General features: G+C 65.8%; 25 protein-coding genes and 1 tRNA gene. 22 read left to right on the forward strand and 4 right to left on the reverse strand.

Translation table 11 applies throughout. The annotated features are described in order from the left end of the window. The first annotated feature begins 4 nt into the window (after positions 1-4). Positions 5-274, forward strand: a complete 270-nt coding sequence (locus ACQHGV_RS13755) for a DnaJ domain-containing protein (protein ID WP_183950002.1) — start codon at positions 5-7, stop codon at positions 272-274. Then, positions 267-1,640 carry a phosphoglucomutase/phosphomannomutase PgmG gene (gene pgmG / locus ACQHGV_RS13760; RefSeq protein ID WP_440978623.1) on the forward strand — a complete coding sequence of 458 codons (1,374 nt, stop codon included), beginning with the start codon at positions 267-269 and terminating at the stop codon, positions 1,638-1,640. Before ACQHGV_RS13755 ends, pgmG begins: the two co-directional genes overlap by 8 nt. A 326-nt stretch (positions 1,641-1,966) precedes the next feature. Here pgmG and ACQHGV_RS13765 read toward each other — a convergent pair whose 3' ends face one another. Both ACQHGV_RS13765 and ACQHGV_RS13770 read right to left on the reverse strand, forming a co-directional pair. After that, the gene (locus ACQHGV_RS13765) at positions 1,967-3,076 is read right to left on the reverse strand and encodes a M14 family metallopeptidase (protein WP_440978624.1); all 1,110 of its coding nucleotides are present in this window, start codon (positions 3,074-3,076) and stop codon (positions 1,967-1,969) included. A gap of 1 nt (position 3,077) precedes the next feature. Continuing rightward, positions 3,078-3,695 (reverse strand): DUF4136 domain-containing protein, encoded by a 618-nt coding sequence (locus tag ACQHGV_RS13770; RefSeq protein WP_440978625.1) that lies wholly within the window; start codon positions 3,693-3,695, stop codon positions 3,078-3,080. Positions 3,696-3,883: 188 nt separating this feature from the next. Between ACQHGV_RS13770 and ykgO the strand changes: the two genes are divergently transcribed. Both ykgO and ACQHGV_RS13780 read left to right on the forward strand, forming a co-directional pair. Then, positions 3,884-4,009, forward strand: coding sequence for a type B 50S ribosomal protein L36 (gene ykgO / locus ACQHGV_RS13775; RefSeq protein WP_003046794.1), 126 nt, complete (start codon positions 3,884-3,886; stop codon positions 4,007-4,009). 15 nt (positions 4,010-4,024) lie between these two features. After that, complete coding sequence (locus tag ACQHGV_RS13780) at positions 4,025-4,678, forward strand: HAD family hydrolase (RefSeq protein WP_440980213.1); 654 nt, start codon at positions 4,025-4,027, stop codon at positions 4,676-4,678. Positions 4,679-4,774: 96 nt separating this feature from the next. Here the strand turns inward: ACQHGV_RS13780 and ACQHGV_RS13785 are convergent, their stop codons facing one another. Beyond that, on the reverse strand, positions 4,775-5,380 hold the full coding sequence (locus ACQHGV_RS13785; RefSeq protein WP_440978626.1) for a L,D-transpeptidase family protein: 606 nt from the start codon (positions 5,378-5,380) through the stop codon (positions 4,775-4,777). Between the two features lie 198 nt (positions 5,381-5,578). On the opposite strand from ACQHGV_RS13785, the gene ACQHGV_RS13790 reads away from it, so the two are divergent. The 15 genes from ACQHGV_RS13790 to ACQHGV_RS13860 all read left to right on the forward strand — a co-directional run bounded on the left by ACQHGV_RS13790 (position 5,579) and on the right by ACQHGV_RS13860 (position 19,226). Next, on the forward strand, positions 5,579-6,304 hold the full coding sequence (locus ACQHGV_RS13790; RefSeq protein ID WP_183949993.1) for a murein L,D-transpeptidase catalytic domain family protein: 726 nt from the start codon (positions 5,579-5,581) through the stop codon (positions 6,302-6,304). Positions 6,305-6,494: 190 nt separating this feature from the next. Next, positions 6,495-7,157 (forward strand): ATP phosphoribosyltransferase, encoded by a 663-nt coding sequence (gene hisG, locus ACQHGV_RS13795; RefSeq protein ID WP_440978627.1) that lies wholly within the window; start codon positions 6,495-6,497, stop codon positions 7,155-7,157. Next, the gene (gene hisD / locus ACQHGV_RS13800; protein WP_440978628.1) at positions 7,154-8,449 is read left to right on the forward strand and encodes a histidinol dehydrogenase; all 1,296 of its coding nucleotides are present in this window, start codon (positions 7,154-7,156) and stop codon (positions 8,447-8,449) included. The genes hisG and hisD overlap by 4 nt, the downstream gene beginning before the upstream one ends. After that, positions 8,446-8,862 carry an aminoglycoside 6'-N-acetyltransferase gene (gene aac(6') / locus ACQHGV_RS13805; RefSeq protein ID WP_440978629.1) on the forward strand — a complete coding sequence of 139 codons (417 nt, stop codon included), beginning with the start codon at positions 8,446-8,448 and terminating at the stop codon, positions 8,860-8,862. The genes hisD and aac(6') overlap by 4 nt, the downstream gene beginning before the upstream one ends. A 168-nt stretch (positions 8,863-9,030) precedes the next feature. Next, positions 9,031-9,486 (forward strand): transcription antitermination factor NusB, encoded by a 456-nt coding sequence (nusB, locus tag ACQHGV_RS13810; protein ID WP_183949985.1) that lies wholly within the window; start codon positions 9,031-9,033, stop codon positions 9,484-9,486. Positions 9,487-9,496: 10 nt separating this feature from the next. Beyond that, positions 9,497-10,402 carry a thiamine-phosphate kinase gene (gene thiL / locus ACQHGV_RS13815; protein WP_440978630.1) on the forward strand — a complete coding sequence of 302 codons (906 nt, stop codon included), beginning with the start codon at positions 9,497-9,499 and terminating at the stop codon, positions 10,400-10,402. Between the two features lie 82 nt (positions 10,403-10,484). Next, complete coding sequence (locus ACQHGV_RS13820) at positions 10,485-12,461, forward strand: alpha/beta hydrolase family protein (RefSeq protein ID WP_440978631.1); 1,977 nt, start codon at positions 10,485-10,487, stop codon at positions 12,459-12,461. 285 nt (positions 12,462-12,746) lie between these two features. Beyond that, on the forward strand, positions 12,747-12,965 hold the full coding sequence (gene infA, locus ACQHGV_RS13825; RefSeq protein ID WP_007403889.1) for a translation initiation factor IF-1: 219 nt from the start codon (positions 12,747-12,749) through the stop codon (positions 12,963-12,965). 14 nt (positions 12,966-12,979) lie between these two features. Next, on the forward strand, positions 12,980-13,549 hold the full coding sequence (locus ACQHGV_RS13830) for a Maf family protein (RefSeq protein ID WP_440978632.1): 570 nt from the start codon (positions 12,980-12,982) through the stop codon (positions 13,547-13,549). Next, positions 13,542-14,492, forward strand: coding sequence for a ribonuclease (locus ACQHGV_RS13835; RefSeq protein WP_440978633.1), 951 nt, complete (start codon positions 13,542-13,544; stop codon positions 14,490-14,492). The genes ACQHGV_RS13830 and ACQHGV_RS13835 overlap by 8 nt, the downstream gene beginning before the upstream one ends. Further along, positions 14,489-14,656, forward strand: a complete 168-nt coding sequence (locus ACQHGV_RS13840; RefSeq protein WP_409788726.1) for a DNA gyrase inhibitor YacG — start codon at positions 14,489-14,491, stop codon at positions 14,654-14,656. Before ACQHGV_RS13835 ends, ACQHGV_RS13840 begins: the two co-directional genes overlap by 4 nt. A 31-nt stretch (positions 14,657-14,687) precedes the next feature. Next, positions 14,688-14,763: transfer RNA gene (locus ACQHGV_RS13845), tRNA-Phe, on the forward strand. Positions 14,764-15,103: 340 nt separating this feature from the next. Further along, the gene (locus ACQHGV_RS13850; protein WP_440978634.1) at positions 15,104-16,078 is read left to right on the forward strand and encodes a HamA C-terminal domain-containing protein; all 975 of its coding nucleotides are present in this window, start codon (positions 15,104-15,106) and stop codon (positions 16,076-16,078) included. Beyond that, a complete protein-coding gene (locus tag ACQHGV_RS13855) occupies positions 16,078-18,033 on the forward strand; it encodes a DEAD/DEAH box helicase (RefSeq protein WP_440978635.1) in 1,956 nt (651 codons plus the stop codon). Before ACQHGV_RS13850 ends, ACQHGV_RS13855 begins: the two co-directional genes overlap by 1 nt. Positions 18,034-18,060: 27 nt before the next feature. Next, a protein-coding gene (locus tag ACQHGV_RS13860; RefSeq protein WP_440978636.1) for an IS3 family transposase occupies positions 18,061-19,226 on the forward strand; the annotation gives its coding sequence in 2 pieces (ribosomal slippage) (positions 18,061-18,313 and positions 18,313-19,226; 1,167 coding nt in all). Positions 19,227-19,424: 198 nt separating this feature from the next. On the opposite strand, the gene ACQHGV_RS13865 is transcribed toward ACQHGV_RS13860, so the two are convergent. Beyond that, a complete protein-coding gene (locus ACQHGV_RS13865) occupies positions 19,425-20,315 on the reverse strand; it encodes a LysR family transcriptional regulator (protein ID WP_440978637.1) in 891 nt (296 codons plus the stop codon). A 91-nt stretch (positions 20,316-20,406) separates the two neighbouring features. Between ACQHGV_RS13865 and ACQHGV_RS13870 the strand changes: the two genes are divergently transcribed. The 3 genes from ACQHGV_RS13870 (at position 20,407) to ACQHGV_RS13880 (ending at position 23,349) form a co-directional block, all read left to right on the forward strand. Further along, the gene (locus tag ACQHGV_RS13870) at positions 20,407-21,585 is read left to right on the forward strand and encodes an epoxide hydrolase family protein (RefSeq protein WP_440978638.1); all 1,179 of its coding nucleotides are present in this window, start codon (positions 20,407-20,409) and stop codon (positions 21,583-21,585) included. A 15-nt stretch (positions 21,586-21,600) separates the two neighbouring features. After that, positions 21,601-22,179, forward strand: a complete 579-nt coding sequence (locus tag ACQHGV_RS13875; protein ID WP_440978639.1) for an NAD(P)H-dependent oxidoreductase — start codon at positions 21,601-21,603, stop codon at positions 22,177-22,179. Positions 22,180-22,485: 306 nt separating this feature from the next. Next, the gene (locus ACQHGV_RS13880; protein WP_440978640.1) at positions 22,486-23,349 is read left to right on the forward strand and encodes a hypothetical protein; all 864 of its coding nucleotides are present in this window, start codon (positions 22,486-22,488) and stop codon (positions 23,347-23,349) included. Positions 23,350-23,596: the final 247 nt, after the last annotated feature.

Genomic DNA, 23,596 nt, shown 5'->3' on the forward strand with positions numbered 1-23,596 from the left:
ACCCGTGAAATGGCTGCTCGCGCTGCTCGTCATCTGGTTGGTGTGGCGCTATCTGCCCCGCCCCAAAAAGGCGGCACCGCCCCCGCGCCTGCCGCAGGATGAGGCGGAGGCGCTGGCGATCCTCGACCTGCCGCCCCAGGCGGATGCCGAGGCCATTCGCCAGGCGCATCGCCGATTGGTCGCGCAGGTCCATCCCGATCGTGGCGGTTCGGCCGATCTGACGCGGCGGGTCAATGCCGCGCGCGACCTGCTGCTGGACCGCCGGCATGGCTGAGCGCGCCGCCGCGATCCATCCCACGGCGCTGCGCGAATATGATGTGCGGGGCACCGTGCCGGAAACGCTGGACGAGCGCGCGGCCTATGCCGTTGGGCGCGGCTTCGCCACGCGGGTGCGGCGCGCCGGTGGCACGCGCGTCGCGGTCGGCCGCGACGGCCGGCTCAGCTCGCCCGCGCTGGAGGCGGCGCTGATCGAGGGGCTGACCGGCAGCGGCGTCGATGTCGTGCGCCTGGGCCTGGGCCCAACGCCGATGGTCTATTTCGCCGAAGCGACCCTAGGGGTGGACGGCGCCGTACAGGTAACGGGCAGTCACAATCCCCGCGACGACAATGGCTTCAAGATGGTGCTGCAGCATCGCCCCTTTTTTGGCGAGGATGTGCAGGATCTGGCGCGGATGGCGGCGGCGCGCGACTGGACCGAGGGCGCAGGGGTGGTCGAGGCGGTCGACATCCTCGACGCCTATGTCGACCGGCTGCTGGCCGGTTTCGAAGGCGGTGAATATCGCATCGGCTGGGACTGCGGCAGCGGCGCGGCCGGACCCGTCATCGAAAAGCTGGTCCAGCGCCTGCCGGGTGAGCACCATACGCTGTTCACCGATGTGGACGGTCATTTCCCGCATCATCACCCCGATCCGACGGTCGAGGCGAATCTAGAGGCGCTGAAACGGCTGGTCGCCGACAGACGCCTCGATTTCGGATTCGCTTTCGATGGCGATGGCGACCGAATCGGCGCGGTCGATGGTCGGGGCCGGGTGATCTGGGGCGACCAGATCCTGATGATCCTCGCCGGCCCGACGCTCGCCGAGCATCCCGGCGCGCCGATCGTTGCGGACGTGAAAGCCAGCCAGGCGCTGTTCGACCAGGTCGAACGCCTGGGCGGGCGGCCGGTGATGTGGAAGACAGGGCATAGCCTGATGAAGACCAAAATGGTCGAAACGGCCGCGCCGCTGGGCGGCGAGATGTCGGGGCATATGTTCTTCGCCGGCGAATGGTACGGGTTCGACGACGCCCATTACGCCGCGATCCGCCTGATCCGCGCGGCGCATTTGGCGGACCGGTCGATGACCGAGCTGCGCGGCGCCATGCCGGCGATGGTCGATATTCCCGAAACACGGATCATGGTGGCGGAGGCAGACAAGTTCGCGATCGTCGAGCGGGTCTGCGCGGCGTTGCGCGCCGAGGGGGCGGACATCAACGAGACGGACGGCGTCCGGGTGCGGACGGCGGATGGCTGGTGGTTGTTGCGCGCGTCCAACACGCAGGCGGCGCTGACCGTGCGCGCCGAGGCGGGGGATGCGACTGGGCTTGCGCGAGTGTTGGCGGAGTTGGACCGTTATCTCGCGGCGGAGGGGGTTGCGCGGTAGGCGTCGGGGCGTGGCCTTCGACTTCGCTCAGGCTGAACGGAGGGCAGGATAAGGTTCGCGCAGAGGCGCGGAGGACGCAGAGGTGTCTGGTCCCGCCGCAGCTGCGGCACTGTCATCTTAACGCTTGTAGGGAAACGGAGGGCTGTCGCCCGCAAACCTCTCTGCGTCCTCTGCGCCTCTGCGCGAACACAGACCTTGCTCACCCTCCGTTCAGCCTGAGCCCTTCGACTGGCTGGCAAGCCAGCCGCTCAAGATAAACTTCGGCGCTCGCGCCGAAGTCGAAGGCCAAGGGAAGCCCTCTCCCGGAGGACCTCCCCCACCCCAGATCAAATCTCCCCGATCATCTCGCTCAATACCTCCAGGCACGACACACCCAGTTTCGCCGAGCGTTCGCCCGACCAGCCGTGGACGCGGTCCGGATTGGCGACATGATCCTTGAACGGCATTTCCAGCGTCACCGACACCGCGCCGAACCGCTCGGCGAGTTGGTTGGTCGACATGGACAGGTTGGCATTGCCCGCACTCGCCTTCTCATAGCCCATCTGGGTCTGGAAATCGGGCGTGTGGGCGGCCAGGCGACGGCCGAATTCATAGAATTTGGCGCCGTGATCCTCGGTCCAGCTGGGAATGCCCTCATAGCCGGCGATGAAGTTGGCGGGGATCGCCTCGTCGCCATGCGCGTCGATCGCGAAGTCGACCCCCGTCTCGTCCATCCGGTTGCGCACGCACAGCACTTCCGGGCTGCGCTCCGGCGTGGGCGTGTGCCATTCGCGGTTGAGGTTCACGCCCGCCGCATTGGTGCGCAGATGGCCGCGCCGCGTGCCATCCGGATTCATGTTGGGCACGACATGCACGGTCGCCGCCGCCAGCAGCGATTCGGCGGCCGGGCTGGTCAGCCAGTCGAGCGCGCCTTCCATCCACCATTCGGCCATCGATTCGCCCGGATGCTGGCGGGCATAGAGCCACACCTGCTTCGACCCCGAACCGATTCGGAAATAATCGATCGGCTGGCCGTCCAGCGTCTGGCCCAGTTCCTCGTGATGCACGCCGCGGCCCGCGATTCGCGCGACCAGATCATGGTGCCGCTCCATGGTGTACGGCTCGAAATAGGCGAACCAGGCGAGATCCGTCTCGCCCGTCCACTGCCATGCGAGCACGCCGTCCGCATAGGTCGTCGGCGTCATCCGCCAGTCCTGCCGATCGGTCGAGGCGCGGACGTTATAGCCGGGCCAGCCTTGCGGAAAGGCGGACGCAGCGCCGTTCAGGATGCGGAAGGTCAGCGTCCGCCCCTTCGCGCCGCCGACGCGGAAATAGAACCACTGGTAGAAGTCGGACTGGTGATCGGCGACGATCTCCAGGTCGATCCGGTCGCCATCGATCGCGACCACGCGGATATTGCCGCCGTCGAACGCGGCGTTGATCGTCAGGTCGCTCACCTCACTTCACCTCGATCGTGCGACCCGATTCGCCGGGGAAGCCGGTGAACAGCGCATTGGCCAGCTTGGCCGCCTGTGACGGCGCGTCGATCTTGGCCAGCGTCTCGACCGGCGCGATGTTGCGCGCGCTGCCTTCCCAGATCGGCGACTGGTCCATGCGGCGCTTGATCTGGACCGACAGCTCGGTGCCGATGATCTCCTGCGGACGGCTCTTGCCGATGGGCAAGCTCAGCCCGCCACCCAGGCCGACACCGCCGCCACGACCGCCCGAGAAGCTGCCGCCCCCCAGCCCGATCGAGAAGGGCGACGGGCGCGGCGGCCCCAGCCGGTTGGCGCGGGTGAAGGCCACGGTCGCGATATAGTCGGGCTGCGCATCCCCCTGGGGCAGCGCATAGCCGTTGCGCAGCAGCGCGGTCTCGACCGCCGCGGCATAGGTCTTGAACTCGATGCTGGCCGGGCCGGTGCTCGATAGCGGCTCGACCCGGATGGTGCCGCGCGCGATCGGCTCGCCCAGGTGATAGCGGATCACCTCGGTCGGCGGCAGGCGCCCGCCCGTGGTGGAACAGGCGGCCAGCGTTCCGGCGGCGGCCGCGAGGATCAGGAGCGAGCGGGCTTTCATGCGTTGAAGACACCTTGAAGGATGTTACGGATGGGCAACGCATGACATATGGGGGATGATCCGGCGGCGGAAGAGGGCATGGCGATCATGACCCATCCGTCATGCCGGAACCTTGACTTCAGTGCCGGTTGCCACTAGGCGGCGACGCTTTCCAGATCACCTCCAGTTCAAAAAGAAGCGAATCGATCATGAAGATCCGCAATTCCCTGAAGTCGCTCAAGGATCGTCACCGGGACAACCGCGTGATCCGCCGTCGCGGCCGCACCTACGTCATCAACAAGACCAACCGTCGTTTCAAGGCGCGCCAGGGCTAATCAGCCTTGCCGCCGATCGACCAGGACGCGTCCGGCCGCTTGGCCGATCCGCGTCCCGATCGGCCGACCGCCGTCATCTTCGACGTCGGTCGCGTCCTGTACGACTGGGACCCGCGCATCCTGTATCGGCGCCTGATCGCGGACGATCGGGCGCTCGATGCGTTCGTGCGCAATGTGGTTACCACCGAATGGCATTTCCAGCATGATGCTGGCCGCGACTTCGCCGACACCTCGGCGGAGCTGATCGCGCTGCATCCGCACCATGCCGACCTGATCGCCGCCTGGGGGCCGCGTTTCCGCGAGAGCATCGGCGACCCGATTCCGGGCATGCACGAACTCGTAGCCGAACTGGATACCGCCGGCGTCCCGCTGTTCGCGATCACGAACTTCAGCCATGAATTCTGGCCGCCCTTCCGTGCCCAGGAAGCGGCGCTGTTCGATCGATTCCGCGACATCGTGGTGTCGGGGACCGAGAAGATGGTGAAGCCCGATCCCGCCATCTACCACCTCGCGCTCGCCCGGTTCGGGCTGGAGCCGCGGGAAGCGGTGTTCATCGACGACAATCAGGCCAATATCGATGCGGCGGCGAAGCTGGGCATCGTGGCGTTGCATTTCACCGATGCGGCGGCACTGCGACCGCGTCTGCGGGACTTGGGTCTGGTCGCTTAAGGCGTCGTGTGGCCTTCGACTTCGCTCAGGCTGAACGGAACTCGAGGTTCAGGTCCAACCGCCGTTCACGCTGAGCGAAGTCGAAGCGCACGGGATTTATCGCTCCAATGACGCCAACTGCGCCTGATTCGCCTGGCTCGCCTCGGTCTGAAGCAGCATGGGGTCAAGATGATCCCCGACCATCTGGTCGGTCACCACCACCGTCGTGCCCACCGAGGTCGTCTCGAACAACTTCTTGGCGAACGCGGCCGGCAGGCGGATGCAGCCATGCGAATCGGGGAAGCCCGGATTGTTGCCCGCATGCAACGCCACGCCGTCCCAGGTCAGCCGCTGCATGAACGGCATGGGCGCATTGTTGTACAGGTTGCTGCGATGCATCTGGCGCTTTTGCAGGATCGGGAAGACGCCGACTGGCGTGTCCTTGCCGTCCTTGCCCGTCGACACCGAGGCCGCCGCGACCATCGTCTCGCCGCGATAGACATAGGCACGCTGCATCGGCAGGCTGACGACCACCGTGACCGGCATGGCAACCGGGTCGACGGCGTCGACTTGCGGATCGGCCCAGACGAAACGATTCGGGGCGAGCGCAGCGGCGGCCTGCGCGATGGTGGCGGTCGCCGCGCCATCGTCGGCGGCCATGGCCGGTACGGCGAAACCCAGCGTCGTGGCGCCCAGCAAGGCGGCAAAAGCGAGAGCCTTCATATCCCTTTTCCTTGGCGAGTTCATAAATTCTTAAACCCGTCAAGTCACAATTTGTGCCGAGCGGAATTTTTTGCGGTGCGACGGAACTTTCGTCGAGTTGATGGAACGGAACGATCAACCGATGCCCGATGGGCAGAAATTCCGGCTCTGTTCTGCTATCTGAGGAGTCGCGGGACTTCTGGGGTTAGAAGGATCATAATGCTCGAAAATCTGGACGCGGCGCCGGGTCGGCGCGCGCTGTTGAAGAACGCGCTGGTTCTGGCCGGCGCACTGGCGGTGCCGGGGGCGGTCAATGCGCGTCAGCGTCTGACGGGGCGGGATCTGCAGCCCATGCGACAGCCGCCGCTGCCCAATCACCCGACCATGCCCAACCCGGTCGAGGTCGCGTCGCGCCCCGTCATGGCGTCGCCGCGCGTCGTCCGCCCCGCCCTGTTCCGCGAGGCGATGGCCGCGCTGCAAAAGCATGGCAGCCGCGTGCACCAGCGCGACCGGATGGCGATCGTCGACTTCGCGGTCGGTTCGTCCGAACCGCGCCTGCACCTGATCGATCTGGTCAGCGGCAAGAGCCAGTCGCTGCTCGTCTCGCACGGCAGCGGGTCGGACCCGTCGCACAGCGGCTATCTTCAGCGCTTCTCCAACGCGTTCAACTCGAACGCCAGCAGCGAGGGCGCCTTCCTGACCGACAATTATTATGTCGGCAAGCATGGCCGGTCGCAGCGGCTGATCGGGCTGGACCCGACCAATGACAATGCGCTGGGCCGCGCGATCGTGATCCACTCGGCCTGGTACGCCAATCGCGACATGATCAAGACGCACGGCATGCTGGGCCGCAGCCAGGGCTGCTTCGCGGTCGGCGAGAACGACCTGGACCGCGTGTTCGCCAATCTCGGCCCCGGCCGGATGATCTACGCCGCGAAGGTGTAAGTCCTCACATTCCTCCCCTGCAAGGGGAGGGGGACCGCCGCGCAGCGGTGGTGGAGGGGTGTCACCGCTGATGGTGACACCCCTCCGTCAGTCCTGCGGACTGCCACCTCCCCTTGCAGGGGAGGAATTGGCCCCTTCCCTCAACGCGACATTGCGATCCCCGGTGGCGGGGGTTAAGCCCCCGATCCTCATGGCCCAACCGCTGATCATCGCCGTCCCCAAGGGACGCATCCTGGCCGAGGCGCTGCCGCTGCTCGCCGCCGCCGGCATCCGGCCCGAACCGGCCTTCACCGACAAGGACAGCCGCGCGCTGCGCTTCGCGACCGATGTCCCCGGCATCGAGCTGATCCGTGTCCGCGCCTTCGACGTCGCCACCTTCGTCGCCCATGGCGCGGCGCAGCTGGGCATCGTCGGGTCGGACGTGCTGTCCGAATTCGGCTATTCCGAACTGTATGCGCCGGTCGACCTGAAGATCGGCCATTGCCGCATCTCGGTCGCCGAGCCCGCCGCCATGGCGGAAAGCGACGATCCGCGCGGGTGGAGCCATGTCCGCGTCGCGACCAAATATCCGCATATCACCAGCCGTCACTTCGCACGCCGGGGCGTGCAGGCCGAGTGCGTCAAGCTGAACGGCGCGATGGAGCTGGCCCCCACGCTGGGGCTGGCGCCGCGCATCGTCGACCTGGTGTCGTCGGGCCGGACGCTCAAGGAAAACGGGCTGGTCGAAGTCGAGGTGATCGAGGAGGTCACGTCGCGCCTGGTCGTCAACCGCGCCGCGATGAAGACGCGCGGACAGGTCGTGCCGCTGGTCGAGGCGTTCCGCCGCGCGGTCGCCGAAAGGGAAGCAGCATGATCCGGCTGAACACGCAGGACGCAGGCTTCGCCGCCGCCTTCGACGAACTGGTCGACGCCCGGCGCGAGAGCGATGCCGATGTCGCACGCGACGTGCAGGTGATCCTGCGCGCCGTTCGCGACGATGGCGAGGCGGCGGTGGCGGCCTTCACCAGGCAGTTCGACGGGCACGACCTGGCCGAGACCGGCTGGCGGATCGAACCGGCCGATTGCCGCGCGGCTTATCAGGCGCTGGAGCCGGAACTCCGCGCCGCGCTCGATCTCGCCGCCGCGCGCATCCGCGCCTATCACGAGAAGCAGAAGCCGACCGACACCGACTATGTCGATGCGCAGGGCGTCCGGCTGGGCGCGCGCTGGACGGCGGTGGATGCGGCGGGAATCTACGTGCCTGGCGGGCGCGCGGCCTATCCCTCCTCGCTGCTGATGAACGCGATTCCCGCCAAGGTGGCGGGGGTCGAGCGGCTGGTGATGGTCACGCCGACGCCCAAGGGCGAGATCAACCATCTGGTCCTCGCCGCCGCGCATCTGGCGGGCGTGGACGAGGTGTGGCGCGTCGGCGGCGCGCAGGCCGTGGGCGCGCTGGCCTATGGCGCGGGCCGCATCCAGCGGGTCGATGTCGTCACCGGCCCCGGCAATGCCTGGGTCGCCGAGGCCAAGCGGCAGGTTTACGGCATGGTCGGCATCGACATGGTCGCCGGGCCTTCGGAAATCGTCGTCGTCGCGGATGGCAAGAACGATCCCGACTGGATCGCGGCCGACCTGCTGAGCCAGGCCGAGCATGACACTGTCACCCAGTCGATCCTGTTCACCGACGATGCCGGTTTCGCCGAGCGCGTAGCGGACGCGGTCGACCGGCAAATCCCGGAACTCGCGACCGCCAGCGTCGCGCGCACCGCCTGGGACGCGAACGGCGCGATCATCGTGGTCGATTCGCTGGAAGCCGCCATGCCGCTGGTCGACCGGCTGGCGCCCGAGCATCTCGAACTGGCGGTGGACGATCCGCAAGCGCTGTTCGACCGGCTGCGGCACGCCGGGTCGGTGTTCCTGGGCCGCCATACGCCCGAGGCGATCGGCGATTATGTCGCGGGGCCCAACCATGTCCTGCCGACCGGCCGCCGCGCGCGCTTCGCCAGCGGGTTGTCGGTGCTCGACTTCATGAAGCGGACGAGCTTCCTGGGGCTGACCGAGACGGCGCTGAACGAACTCGGCCCCGCCACGGTGGCGCTGGCGCATGCCGAGGGGCTGCCCGCCCATGCCAAGTCGGTGGCGCTGCGGCTGCGGCTCAACCGGTGATCGTCACGCCCCCCGCGCCGGAGCATCGGGAAGGATGGCTGGCGTTGCGGGCGGCGCTCTGGGGAGAAGAGGCGGGCGATCCGGCGGATCTGCCCGAGGGCGACGGAAATTTCGTTGCGCTGGCGGATGACCGGGTCATCGGCTTTGCCGAGGCGGCGGTGCGGCGGGATTATGTCAATGGCTGCGATGGATCGCCGGTGCTGTTTCTGGAGGGCGTGTTCGTCGATCCGGGCCATCGCAGGCAGGGCGTCGCCGGAGCACTGGTCGCGGCGGTGGCGAACTGGGGCCGGGCGCAGGGCTGTTCGGAATTCGCGTCCGATGCGGAGTTGGACAACACTGACTCCCATGCGATGCACCGCGCGCTGGGGTTCGAGGAGACGGAGCGGGTGGTGTATTTTCGTCGGGAATTGTGACGTCTGGCATCCCTTGGCCTTCGACTTCGCTCAGGCTGAACGGAGCGAAAGGATTGAGGCCCAGCATACCAACCTCCGTTCAGCCTGAGCGAAGTCGAAGGCTACGTCCCACACCCCCCACTCCCAAAATACGTGACGAATTGGCGACAGCCCGGTAAAGGCCCGCCAATGACTCGTCCCACCGCCCGTACCCAGGCGCGCGCCGCCGCGCGCCTTGCCGCCGTTCAGGCGCTTTACCAGCATGACATGGAACAGACGCCGCTGGCCACGCTGCTCCACGAATTCCACAATCACCGCATCGGCGCGACGATCGAAGACGTCGAATATGCCGATGCCGACATCGATTTCTTCGACGACATCGTGAAGGGCGTGCAGGCGCGCCTAGGCGAGATCGACGTGATGATCGAGGGCAAGCTGGCCAAGGGCTGGACGCTGAACCGGCTCGACAAACCGATGAAGGCGATCCTGCGCGCTGGCACCTATGAACTGATCGCGCGGCATGACGTGCCGGTCGGCGCTGTGATCAGCGAATATGTCGATGTCGCCCACGCCTTTTACGAAAAGCGCGAATCGGGCTTCGTCAACGGCCTGCTCGACGCGATCGCCAAGGTCGCGCGCACCTGATCCTTTTCCGATGACCGAGGCGGAATTCATCGCCGCATTGCGCCGGATGCCGCTGCATCCCGGCGCGCATGGCCTGATGGACGATAGCGCGGTGATCGATGCCGGGCCGCTGGTCGTCACCACCGACACGCTGGTCGAGGGGGTGCATTTCCTGCCCCAGGACCCGCCCGGCGATGTCGCGTGGAAGCTGGTCGCCACCAACCTGTCCGACCTCGCCGCCAAGGGGGCGTTGGTCGAGGGGGTGCTGCTCAACTATCCGCTGGGCGATTCTGCCTGGGACCACGCCTTTCTGGACGGGCTGTCGCTCGCCCTCACCCGCTTCGACGCGCGGCTGATCGGCGGCGACACCGTGTCGTTGCACGGGCCCCGCGTGCTGACGCTCACCGCCTTCGGCCGTGACGCCGCCGCCCCGGTGCGCAGCGGGGCGCGAGCCGGCGATGCGCTTTGGGTGACGGGCACGATCGGCGATGCCGGGCTGGGGCTGGCCATCGCCATGGGTGGCACCGGCCCCGACACCCTGTGCGAGGCCTATCGCCGCCCCCAGCCCCGGCTGGCGGAGGGTCGCGCGCTGGGCCCCGTGGTCCATGCGATGATGGATGTCTCGGACGGTCTGCTGATCGACGCCGCCCGCATGGCGCAGGCCAGCGGTCTGGCTGTCACCATCGATCTCGATGCCGTGCCCCTCTCCCCCGCCGCGCGCGCGCATGGCGGAGAGGACCGGGCGGCACGGCTGGCCGCCGCGACCGCCGGGGATGATTACGAACTCCTCTTCGCGCTGCCGCCCGACGTTACGCCGCCGGTCGCCGCCACGCGGGTCGGCCGGTTCGATGCCGGCGCGGGGCTGAGCCTGTTCGACGCCGCCGGCCCGATTCCGCTGCCACCGCGCCTGGGCTTCGAGCACGCAGCCCCACGCTGAATTCGCTTTCTCGCCGCCGCCGCCCGGTGCTAATCTGCATCAGCCGGACATAGGGGAGAGCGTCCGGCCAAGGGGGGATTGCGTGACCAAGGGTGTGATGAAGATGCTGGGCGCGTCGGTGACGGCGCTCGCCCTGATGAGCCTGACCGCGATGACGCAGGACAAGGCCGCGCCGCCACCTGCGACCGACACGCCCGCGCCCGCACCGGCCGCCGGCCCCGTCCCGGTCGAGGCCTTCGCGCTGCTGCCCGAGTTCGAAAGCCCCGCGCTGTCGCCCGACGGCACCCGCATCGCCGCCAAGCGCGCGCTCAACGGCAAGCAGTTCCTGATGGTCGCGCCGCTGGTCAAGGACCATGGCAAACCCGCGCTCGCCGCGCTCAGCGACAAGGTCGACGTCAACTGGTGGCGCTGGGTCAATGACGAATGGCTGGTCGTCGGGCTGGGTAGCCAGGACGTCATCCAGGGCGAGGAATATTATGTCACCCGCCTGATCGGCATCCGCGCCGACATGACCAAGATGGTGCGGATCGACTGGGAGAATTCGGGATTCCGCGCCGATGAGGTGCTGTGGACCGCGCATGACGGCACCCCGCGCATCCTGTTCGCCAAGCAGACCGGCATCTACAACATGTCCGACGTCTATCCGTCGGTCTATGAGGCGGATGTCTCGACCGGGCGGGTCAAGCGCATCGCCAGCGGCCAGACCGATGTGTGGGACTGGTATGCGGACGGCCAGGGCCAGCTGCGCATGGGTGTGCGCTACAGCGACGAGACGCGGCAGAAGAGCATCCTCTATCGCCAGAGCAACACCGAATCCTTCCGCACCATCGCGCGCGCCAATGGTCGCAAGGACGAATCGGTGCTGATCCCCAGCATCTTCCGCGCCGACGGCACCGCGCTCGCGATCGACGACAGCGACGGCTATGACGCGCTCTACGAGGTAACGCTTCCCGACCTGAAGCTGGGCCGCAAGCTGAGCAGCGTGACCGGCTATGACATCGACGGCGTCATCCGCAACGCCGATGGCAACGACATCGCCGCCATCCGCTATACCGACCAGCGTTATCACGATGCCTGGACCGATCCCCGGATCAAGGAATTGCAGGACCTGATCGACAAGGCCGTCACCCCGCGCCGTGCCGAGATCACCTCCTGGGACAAGGCGCGCGACCGCTTCCTGGTCGAGGTCGGCGGCCCCTCCCAGGCGGGGGCGCTCTATTACTGGGACATCGCCTATGGGAACATGCAGTTCCTGACCTGGAACAATCCGCAACTGCGCGGGCGGCGCCTGTCGCCGGTGCGCAGCGTCACCTATACGGCGCGCGACGGCACCAAGATCGAGTCGGTGCTGACCCTGCCGCGCGGTCGCAGCGACAAGAATCTGCCGCTGATCGTGCTGCCGCATGGCGGGCCGTTCGCGCGCGATTCGGAAAGCTGGGACTGGTGGACCCAGTATCTCGCCGAGCTGGGCTATGCGGTGATCCAGCCCAATTATCGCGGCTCGTCGGGCTATGGCACCGACTTCGCCAGGAAGGGCGAGGGCGAATGGGGCCTGAAGATGCAGGACGACCTGAACGACGCCGTCACCTATCTGGCCAAGGAAGGCATCGCCGACCCCAAACGGGTGTGCATGGTCGGCGCGTCCTATGGCGGCTATGCCGCGATGCGCGCGGCGCAGCGCGACGGGGCGCTGTATCGCTGCGCCATCTCCTATGCCGGCGTGTCCGATCTTCAGGCGATGAAGCGCTACGACTCGCGCTTCCTGTTCAGCAAGACGCGTGCCGACTGGCTACACAAACAGGCCCCCGATTACCGCGCCGTCTCGCCCCGTTTCGGTGCGGCCGACATGACGATCCCGCTGCTGATCGTCCATGGCAAGGAGGACAAGCGCGTGCCCGTCAACCAGTCGCGCATGATGGTCGCCGCGCTGAAGGCGGCGGGCAAGCCGGTGAATTATATCGAACAGCCACTGGCCGACCACCACTTCACCCGCGGCGAAGACCGGCTGGAATTCCTGAAGGCGATGGCGGCGTTCCTGGCCAAGTATAATCCGGCGTAAGGGCGCCAATTCCTCCCCTGCAAGGGGAGGTGGCAGGCCGAAGGCCTGACGGAGGGGTGTCCCGCTTGGTGAGTTTGGGACGTCCTCACTGCCGGTTACACCCCTCCACCAGCTTCGCTGGTCCCCCTCCCCTTGCAGGGGAGGAATAGGGAAGCCCAGCCTTGCCGAACCTCGCCACCACCCCCATATCCAGGGCTGATTCGGCGCGCCTTTCCTTTTGGGGCCATTGCGGCTATGGCGGCGCCTCTTCGACATACCCTATAACACGACGAACCGAGGTATTTTTTGGCCAAGGAAGAACTGCTCGAGATGCGCGGCCGCGTGGTGGAACTCCTCCCCAATGCGATGTTCCGCGTCCAGCTCGAGAATGATCACGAGATCCTGGGGCACACGGCGGGCAAGATGCGCAAGAACCGCATCCGCGTGCTGGTCGGCGACGAAGTGCTCGTCGAGCTGACGCCGTACGACCTGACCAAGGGCCGGATCACCTACCGCTTCAAGTGACCGACCGGCCTCACATGCCGCTCGTCCTTGCATCCTCCTCCCCGCGCCGCCGCGATCTGCTGGCGCGGCTGGGAGTCGTGCCCGACCGCGTGGCCTCGCCCGATATCGACGAAGCGCCGCGTCCCGCCGAGCTGCCCCGTACTTATGCGTTGCGGCTGGCGGTGGAAAAGGCGCACGCGGTCGACCGTGCCGAGGGTGAGATCGTCGTCGCGGGCGACACCACCATCGCGCTGGGCCGCCGCATCCTGCCCCCCGCCGAGACCGAGGACGTCCAGCGCAAGCTGCTGCGCCTGATGTCCGGGCGGCGGCATCATGCGCTGTCGGCGGTGTGCGTCATCGATGCGGGCGGCACGGTCCGCACCCGGCTGGCCGACACGATCGTCGCGTTCAAGCCGCTGTCCGACGACGAGATCGACGCGTACATCGCATGCGGCGAAGGGCTGGGCAAGGCGGGTGGCTATGCCATTCAGGGCCGCGCCGAGGCGTTTGTCCGCTTCCTGCAAGGCAGCCATTCGGGCGTCGTCGGCCTGCCGTTGTTCGAGACCCGCGCCCTGTTGAAAGCCGCCGGGCTGCCGCTTGTCTGAATGGCTCTATGAGGCCGGGATCGGCGAGGCCCGTGCCGCGCTGGTCGAGGATGGGCGGATCGTCCAGGCCGCGATCGAGCTGACCGGCACGCTCACCGTCGGCACCGTGGCCGAGGGGCGTTTGGTCGAGCTGCTCCCCGGTCGGCAGGGGCGGGTAACACTGGCGCAAGGCGGTGACGTGCTGCTGGCGCCGGTGCCCAAGGGGATGACACAAGGATCGGCGCTGACCGTCAGCGTCACCCGCGAGGCGATCCCCGAACGTGGCCGCTCCAAACTGCCCAAGGCGCAGGTCGCCCCCGAAGATGCCGTCCCCGCCCCCGGCCCCGATCTGCGCGCACGAATCGCCGCGACCGGCCTGCCGGTACGCGACCTCCTGGCCCATCAGCCCGACGATTTGGAAGCGGCGGGCTGGTCGGAACTGCTCGACGAGGCGGTGACGGGCGAGATCGGCTTTGGCGCGGGCGTGCTGCGCATGACGCCGACCCCGGCAATGACCTTGTTCGACGTCGACGGATCGCCCCCGCACGAGCCGCTGTCGATCGCCGCTGCCCGCGCGGTGGCGGAGGCGATCCTGCGCCACGGCATCGGCGGGTCGATCGGCATCGACTTCCCCACGCTGGAGGGCAAAGGCCCGCGCCAGGCGGTGGCGGAGGCGCTGGACGCCGCGCTCCCCCTCCCCTTCGAGCGGACGGCGGTCAACGGCTTCGGCTTCCTCCAGATCGTCCGCCCGCGCCCGCGTGCGTCGATCCCCGAGCGACTGGGCATAGACCCGATCGGCGCCCGCGCCCGCGCGCTGCTGCGCCAATGGGAGCGCGAGCCGCCCGGCCCCGCGCCCGTACACCGGCTCTCCGGCACCCTCTATGATCGATTGATGGCCAACCCCGACTGGCGCGACGAACTCGCCCGCCGCACGGGCCGCCCGCTGCAACTGGAACGCGCATGACCACCTGCCCCATCTGCGACAAACCCACCGCCGCCGAGCACGCGCCCTTCTGCTCGCGCGGATGCAAGGACCGCGACCTGCTGCAATGGCTGGGCGAGGGTTATCGCATTCCGGTCAAAGAAAATGACGAAGAGGGGCTGGACAGCGGCGAACGCCACCCGTAAAGGCACGCCTCCAATCGCAATCGCGGTGTGGGCCCAAGTAGCTCAGTTGGTAGAGCATGCGACTGAAAATCGCAGTGTCGGTGGTTCGATCCCGCCCTTGGGCACCATTTTTCTTGATCGCGCACAGCAAGAGCCGCAAATCTCTCGGTTAAGAGACGTCTCAGGCACAACAAGAAGCGTCGCAGCGAAAGACACAGCGGTTTTCGCGCCGTTTCACGCCTTCGCCCGATTATATTTCCCGGGTGAGCGTAGCTCCGTTATCCGAGGTTGCCTACGACAGCAGCCCGTACCACTCGCGGTTTTCTCGACAGGCAGTCGCTGACGCTGACACCATGAGAAATCCTCAGCCACATTCCGAAAGGCCTTCCGGCACCCATGTCGGATGGTCGGCGCAGGCCAGCTAGTAGCTTCCAGAGCGCCCCATCCGCTGATAGTCTTAACGACATCTTGAAGAAGACGGCACAACAGGACGATGAACTCGAAGCGGCGCTTCGCGCGATCGGTCGCGATTGGAGCAGGCTGGGGGCGCGTCTGAAGCTGCTTGACCATGCCGTAGACACTTCCTGCCCACGCCTGTCCGTCCGCCTGCACTACCCGACGCTGCGGGACGCCACCGCTACAGTGCATGAGCTTGTCGCCGTCGCCACTCGATACCTCGCCCGGTTCTGCCTGCCACATTCCGAATTGCAGAGCCTATACGCCCGGAAGGACCAGCTTTCGGCTGAAGACCTGCATGAGGCGCTCACCGATCTGGACCGGCGAGCGCGAGACCTGTTCATCCGCGCGGGAGCGGCGACTGGCCGCAGCGGCGAGGCGGGAGAACTGCTGCTATACCTGCTTACGGAATGGGTTCTTCAAGCACCTCAGATCGTCGCGAAGATGAGCCTGAAGACAAGCGTCGCAATGCCGGTGCACGGTTCCGACGGCATCCACGCAAGATACGATCCCGAAAATGGTCACCTCCTCGTCTATTCCGGTGAGGCCAAGCTCCACACCGACCTGGGCGACGCTATAAGGTCGGCGATCTCCTCGATCTCCTCAGCACTTCAACCTGACAAACTGGAGCACGAACTGAACCTGGTGCGTCGCGATCTGAGCCTTTCCGGACTTGGCGAGCGTGCCCGTGCCGAGATGCTGTGCTTCCTGGATCCTCTGGAACCCAGTTCTTCGAAGCGCATAGACGCCGTCACGTGTCTCATCGGCTTCGATTTCGGCGGCTACGTCGGACTCAGCCCGGATGATGCCGAGTCCGTCTTCGAGTCCCGGGCGCGCGAACAGTTGGACCGCTCCGCTTCAGCGTTCGCGAAGGCGATGCGTACTGCAGGCCTGGAACATCGGACGGTCGAACTCTTCCTGATGCCGCTCCCCTCCGTGGAGCAGCTGAGGGCAAGCTTCCAATCGCGGATCGGCAACGCCGCCTGATGATCCAGGATCTGGCAGACAAGGTCTGGAGCAACCCTTTGCTTCATCCCCTTGCCAGACGGCTTCAACGCGCATGGATCGCCTTCGAGATCGGAGCCCCGCAGACCGACGCGCCCGCGCCAGACGACGTGGTCAGGCTCGTTGAGGCCGCCGCGATCCTCGCATGCTCGGAACGAACCCCTCATCGACGAATGGCGCACCGCGTCGCCACGTCGGCCCTCGAACTGCACGGCACCACGTCGCTGCCACTGGACCAAGCCGTCAGGGTCGTACTGGCGCGGCTCGGCAACTTCCCCGCGTTCGCGACGCGCGCCTCGGTTCGGGATGCGCAACCGCTGCTGCCGTTCGGCATGCTGGCGGAGGAGATCGCGGCCGCCGACCGACGCACGGTCGCGCTGGGCGATCGCAAGGTCGTGCTCACCGACTTCCAGCATGAACTATGGACGCGACTGAACGGTCGCCGGCGCGTCGCGGTCGCCGCCCCGACATCGGCAGGCAAGTCGTTCGTGCTTCAGAACTTCCTCGCCTCGCTCTTCGTCCCGGACGGCCCACGCTCGGTCCTCTACCTCGTCCCGACCAGGGCACTTATAACGCAGGTCGCCAGATCGATCCGGGCGGAGGTCGATGCGGCCGCACTCGGCGCAAAATCCCCGATCGTCGCCACCGTGCCGATCGAGAAGGCGCTTCGCCTGCCTCCCCGTGCCGTCTACGTGATGACGCAAGAGCGGGGGCAGATCATGCTTGCCGCCCACGCCGACTTCGCTCCCGAGGTCATCGTCGTCGACGAGGCCCACGGCGTCGCGGACGGCGCAAGGGGTGTCCGCCTTCAGGCAGCCATGACGGACCTGCTGAAGCGCAGACCAGACGCGCAGACGCTGTTCGCAAGTCCGGCCGTAAGGAACCTGGACGTGTTCGGACGCATGCTTGATCTGGACGACGTCGATGCGCTTCGTTCCCGAGAACCGACCGTCACCCAGAATTTCGTAATGGTCGACGTGGTCGATGTCGAACGTGGCAAGCTGCTGGTGAGACTGGCGGATGCGTCGCCCGAGGACCCTCCGGTGGCGCGCGTCACGGTGGAGCGCCGCACAGTGACGCGTGTAGAGCGCTTGACCAACGCTACGTTCGCACTCGGACGGGGCGCCGCTAACATCATATATGCGAACGGAGCGGCCGAGGCGGAGGACGTCGCACTCGCCCTCGCAGCTCTTCGCAACGATGAACCTACGGACCATGCAAGGGAGGAGCTTGCGCGCCTGGCCGCTGAAGCCGTTCACCCGGACTACGCGCTCATCGCCTGCGTCCGGCGGGGCGTGGCCTTCCACTACTCGCACATGCCGACGCAACTGAGGCTCGCCGTGGAAGGCGCGGTTTCGCGCGGGGAGGTGGAGGAACTCGTGTGCACAAGCACGCTGCTGCAGGGCGTCAACCTGCCAGCGAAGAACATCTTCCTGTTCAGGCCGGAGAAGGGTTCGACAAGGCCGATGCACGGCGTCGACTTCTGGAACCTCGCGGGCCGTGCAGGCCGGATGATGCGTGAGTTTCAGGGCAACATCTTCCTCATCGACTACGAGCGGTGGAAGGCCAAACCGCTCCAACAACCCGACGAAGCGGAGATCATCCCAGCGGTCGAGAACGGCATCTGCCGACCCTCGGATCTTCTCAGCGTGATTGAACGCCCCAGAAGGCCCGGTGCGGACCGCCCGGACCCGGAGGCGGTGTTCGTCCGACTTCTCGGGGACCTCAGGGACGGCACGCTGACGGAAACACTGACGCGCGCGAAGGCTTCCCAGAACCTCACGGACTCGGCCATCAGCACGCTTGAGCACGCGCTTCGGGAGGCGTCGGCCGCCGTAAACCTACCGATGAGCGTTCTTCAACGCAGTCCCGACATCTCCCCCCACAAGCAGCAGAGGCTTGACGTGACCCCCGTTTCTTCATCCATCTGGAAGTAGAGACCGGCCCTTGAAGGGACGGACGGAATGAAGCGGAAGCAGTTTTCGGAAGAGCAGATCATCGGCATCCTGAAGGAGGCCGAGGCGGGTGCGGTGGTGACGGAGCTGTGCCGCAAGCACGGGATGTCGAGCGCGACGTACTATGCGTGGAAGGCGAAGTTCGGCGGCCTGGAGGTGTCCGACGCAAAGCGCCTGCGGTCGCTGGAAGAGGAGAATGCCCGGCTCAAACGGCTTCTTGCGGACACGATGCTGGACAACGCGGGGTTGAAAGACCTGCTGTCAAAAAAGTGGTGACGCCCGCCGCGAAGCGACAAGCGGTCGCCCATCTCCAGGCGACGTTGGGGATGAGCGAGCGGCGGGCATGCGCAGTTGTCGGAGCGGATCGCACGAGCATGCGGTATCGCTCGTGCCGGGCAGATGATGGCGACCTGCGGTCGCGTTTGCGTGAGCTGGCGCAGCAGCGTCGGCGGTTCGGCTATCGACGGCTGCACATCCTGCTGCGCCGGGACGGCATCACGATCAACCGCAAGAAGACCCAGCGACTCTACCGCGAGGAAGGGCTGACGGTCAGGCGCCGGAAGGGACGAAGACGCGCGGTTGGCACACGGGCGCCCGCGCCGGTGCTGGCGCTTCCCAACCAGCGCTGGAGCCTGGACTTCGTGCACGACCAGCTCGTCACTGGCCGACGGTTCCGCGTGCTCAACATCGTCGACGACGTCACACGCGAGTGCCTCCGGGCGGTGGTGGACACGTCGATTTCGGGCCGGCGGGTCGTGCGCGAGTTGACCGATCTGGTCGCCGAACGCGGCAAACCGACGATGATCGTCAGCGACAACGGGACCGAACTCACCTCGAACGCGGTGCTTGCCTGGTCCGGCAACATGGGCATCGAGTGGCATTACATTGCGCCGGGCAAGCCGACCCAGAACGGGTTTGCCGAGAGCTTCAATGGTCGCATGCGCGACGAGTTGCTCAACGAGACGCTGTTCTTCACCATCGGCCAAGCCCGCTCGATCCTGGCGCGCTGGGTCGACGACTACAACACCGAGCGGCCGCACTCGTCGCTGGGCTACGCTACCCCGGCTGCGTTCGCTGCCGAGCTCGAACAGCAACGGGCGGGGTTAACCCCGCCCGTTGCTTCAACTGCGCTCATGCGCAACAACACCGGTCGGTCTCTGGTCGCAGCTGGGTGAAAGACTGGGGTCACGTCAACCCCAGACGCTTGGTGGATTTGTAGACTAGCAGAGCCCTTTCGCTGAGCCTTTGTCAGCGGCGACCCAGATGCGGACACTCGCAGCTTCCCGTCTGCTTACCAGAATCCGACATTCGTTCAGGTCGGAGGTAGCCAATGCCGCGAGTATCCCTCACGGCACTGCAGCCAACCGAGATCCTCATCCATCTGCGTGATTCTTCGCAGCTTCAGCCAAGGCGTCGATGAAGACCCGAACCTTCGCCGACAAGGCCCGGTGGCTTGGATAAAGCGCGTGGATCGCAACCTCGTGGGTACGTCCGGCAGGCCACAACCTGACCAGTCGGCCCTCCTCGACAGGAGCTTTGACGAGGAAGTCCGGAAGCCGTGCGATGCCGCAGCCGCCAAGGACGGCGGGCAGGATCGCTGCGGCGTCGGAAATGACGGCATGCGGGTGGAATTCGGCAATGCCCGCTGGTCCAGCTGCGCCGTCGTGATAGGCCACTGGCCGATCCGCATAGTCGAGCAGCGTATGGGCATGTAGATCGGTGGCGCGAAGCGGCGTGCCGCGCACCGCGAGATAGTCAGGACTGGCACACAGCCATGTCTGCGATGTCAGTAGGCGCTTTGCGATCAGATCGCTATCGGCCAACGGTCCGACCCGGACAACCATATCCACGAGTTCGGCCGGCATGTCGATGATGCGGTCCTCGATCTTCAGGTCGACGCGCACTTGTGGATAAGCCGCCATGAAGCGGGGCAGCATCGGCGCGACCAGTGCGCTTGCGATCGTGAACGGCAGACTGATCCGCAACGTGCCGCTTGGCACGGCGGCAAGACCTTCGAGCGCCGCCCCCGCCTCGTCGACATCGGCGAGGATGCGAAGGGCGTGCGGCCGGAACAGGGTGCCAGCGTCGGTCAGGCGCATGTGCCGGGTTGAGCGATCGAGGAGGACGGCGCCGACCTGCTGCTCAAGCCTGGCCAACGCGCGACTGACCCCTGATTTCGGCAACCCAAGCGCCCTCGCCGCGGCCGAAACGCTCATCAGGTCGGTGATGCGCACGAAGGCACGAAGATCAGCTAGGTCCATCATTGTTGCATTGTATGCAACACCTGTCGCGCATAGGCCATCTAATCGGGTCGCTATGCAACGACTATCCTTTCCCGACACGAAAGGATGCACCATGAGCCCCACGATCAATCAGGCCCAACCCGATGCGGTGACGGCGTTCCCGATCCACATACCCGAAGCCGACCTCAGCGACCTCGCCGACCGGCTCGATCGTGTGCGCTGGCCCGACCCCGGCACGACCACGGATGGGCGTCAGGGGCCTGCTTTGCCGACGATCCGGCGATTGGTCGAGCACTGGCGGGACGGCTACGATTGGCGGTCTACGGAGGCCATGCTCAACGGATGGGGCAGCAGCAGGACCGTTATCGACGGACTGGGCATCCACTTCCTACACATCCGGTCGCCACACGCGAATGCCACTCCATTGCTGCTGACCCACGGCTGGCCCGGCTCGATCCTCGAGTTCCGCGACCTGATCGGGCCGCTCACCGATCCGCAATCGCATGGCGGCGATGCCGCGGACGCCTTCCATCTCGTGATCCCGGCGCTGCCGGGCTTCGGCTTCTCGGACAAGCCCACCGGGCCCGGCTGGGGCGTGGGCCGCACCGCCGCGGCATGGGGGCAGCTGATGCAACGGCTGGGCTACGGCGACCGCTGGATGGCGCAGGGCGGCGACTGGGGGGCTGCGGTGACGACAGCGCTCGCCCATATGCGCGCGCCCGGTCTGGTTGGCATCCACCTCAACATGGTGATGTTTCAGCCAACGCACGCAGAAATCGCCGACGCAACGCCCGACGAACAGCGGATGCTTGACGACGCCCGGCGCTATGACCGGGAATACTCGGGCTATATGAAGCTGCAATGCACCCGTCCGCAATCGGTCGCATTCGCGCTGGCCGACTCCCCTGTAGGTCTGGCGAGCTGGATCTACGCGCTGTTTCAGGACGTATCCGACAGCGATGGTGAGCCCGAGCGCGTGATCTCGCTCGACCATCTCATCGACGACGTGATGCTCTACTGGCTACCAAACTCCGGGCCGAGTTCGGCGCGCTTCTACTGGGAGGCCGCGCAGGAGATGGCGCAGCGAATGCCACACCGTCCGATCCCGTTACCGGCCGGGGTCAGCATGTTTCCCGGCGAGCAGGTTCGGCTCTCGCGGCGCTGGGCTGAAGCGCGCTTCGCGAACCTGCGCTTCTTTGCCGAGGCGGACAGTGGTGGACACTTCGCAGCGATGGAGAACCCGCAGATGCTGGTCGAGCATATCCGTTCAACCTGCCGCACAATCCGATAAACGGGAGTAGTAGCAGTGCACATCCTCGTCGTCATGGCGCATCCTGCCGGCCCGTCGCTGACCCGCTCCGTTGCGTCTTCAATTCTCGATGCAGGAGCAGCGCTCGGGCACACCGTCGAGCTTGCCGATCTGGTGGCGGAAGAGTTCGATCCGGTCTTCGGACCTGCTGACCATGCAGCGTTCACCGCAGCTGGCCCGACGCCGCCAGATGTACGCCGGGAACAGCAGCGGATCGATCGAGCGGATCATCTCATTCTCGTGCACCCGGTCTACTGGTGGTCAATGCCAGCGGTCCTCAAGGGCTGGATCGACCGCGTGTTCATATCCGGGTGGGCGTTCGAGGAAGATACCGATCGAGGCATCGTCAAGGAACTTGGACGGTTGAACGTCCATCTCGTCGCGCTAGCAGGCGCCAGCGTCGCGACCTATGCCAAGCACGGCTATCGCAATGCCATGCGCGCCCAAATCGATCATGGCATCTTTGACTTCTGCGGCGCGCCGGTGGTCACGTCCGAACTCATCGATGGGCAAACGGAAGATCTTGCCTCGGTCCCAACGAGGGTTGCCAGCCTTGTCGGCTGCAACCGTGCGTGACAAGCAATACAGCCGCGCTTCCTGAGGATCCAATACCGGCCGTTCGAGCTGCCTTTTCTGCGCCCCGAAACCGGCCGTTCATTCAGGTGCTGCAAGGCGGCTAGAAGTGGCTACTGCGTCATCCGACGGCTTCGCCGCGCAGAGCGTCTCACTTTCCAGAAGAACGTAAGCCACATCATACATGATGAATGGCGGCGCAACGGCCTTCATTTCCTCGAGCTTCAGGGCGTTGGCAATGGGAGGCTGCGAGGCAAGGCAGTCCATCGGCTATGCACTCGTCCATTTAACGCCTACCTCCTCTTATGCATGGCGAACCCGAACAAAGACTCCTCCCTCCCGCTCTGCAGGGTCTGCCGCGAGAAACCAACGATCCGGGCCCACCTACTTCCCGAATCCTTCGTGCGTGAGGTTTTCCACGGTCCAAAGAACGACGAGAAGCACATGATCGTCCACCCGGACACGGGGCTAAAATTCTCGTCAAATACGGGTCGGTTCGAGAAGGACATCCTGTGCGCCGACTGTGACAACGTCCTCGGAACTTATGAGGATTTCGCGTTCAGGCTCCTCAAGCGCTTGCGGACGGTCGAGGTAGGTAAGAAGGTAGGAACCCGGACCGACGTTTCCGTCGGCACCTATCGATTCCGCGTTGACGTCGTCGATGAGTTCATCCGCTTTGCGTGCGGCATTCTGTGGAAGTACTCGTCCACGCCATCCAAGGCGGCCGACCACATCGACATTGGCGAGTGCCGCGCAATATTCGAGGATATCTGCTGGCGCGGCGCCCCCATTCGCAGATGGGTGGACGTGTTCATCGAGCGCGATCTGTTTGCGTTTGCGGCATTCCCCGACCCGCAACAGGTCTACTACTATTGCAGCCCATCGCTCGGGCGACGGGGCTACAAGACTAGCCACGACCTCGCGTGGTTCAGCGTGGGCGGCTTCATCATCTACGTGAAGCTCAACCAGCCCGGTGTGTCGGACTACGCCCTTAAAAAGTGCTGGATGCGGGGGAGGACAGACTGCCACTTCATAGTGGCGATGCGCTCTCTCGAGGTAAACAACAGCATTCATGAATCGATCGGAATGACCCGGGAGGACCTCGCCAGGCTGAACAAATCTCTTCATGCAAAATTTCAAAGCGGTGAGTTGTCGCCAACGCGGAGGGTCTAGCCCGACTAGGAAGCGCCGCGCTCTGCCTGCACCGGCCCAAAGGGCGAGCGGTACGCCGACCCAATGCGAGCGACATCGTCAACTAGCTGCCATAGTGCTTTCAAAGCAACGGAGTCTGGAGCCTAATCAACATTCTCGAACCGGCAGCGTGACTTTAGAACGCGGGGCACAAGCCGAACCTTCAGGCTTGCTCGTAAACGCTTGAAAGCATAGCCTCCTCAAGCACGGGGGGAGAGTGGGGCTTGAC

It is taken from the genome of Sphingomonas pseudosanguinis, assembly GCF_052056765.1.
Classification (GTDB): domain Bacteria; phylum Pseudomonadota; class Alphaproteobacteria; order Sphingomonadales; family Sphingomonadaceae; genus Sphingomonas; species Sphingomonas pseudosanguinis.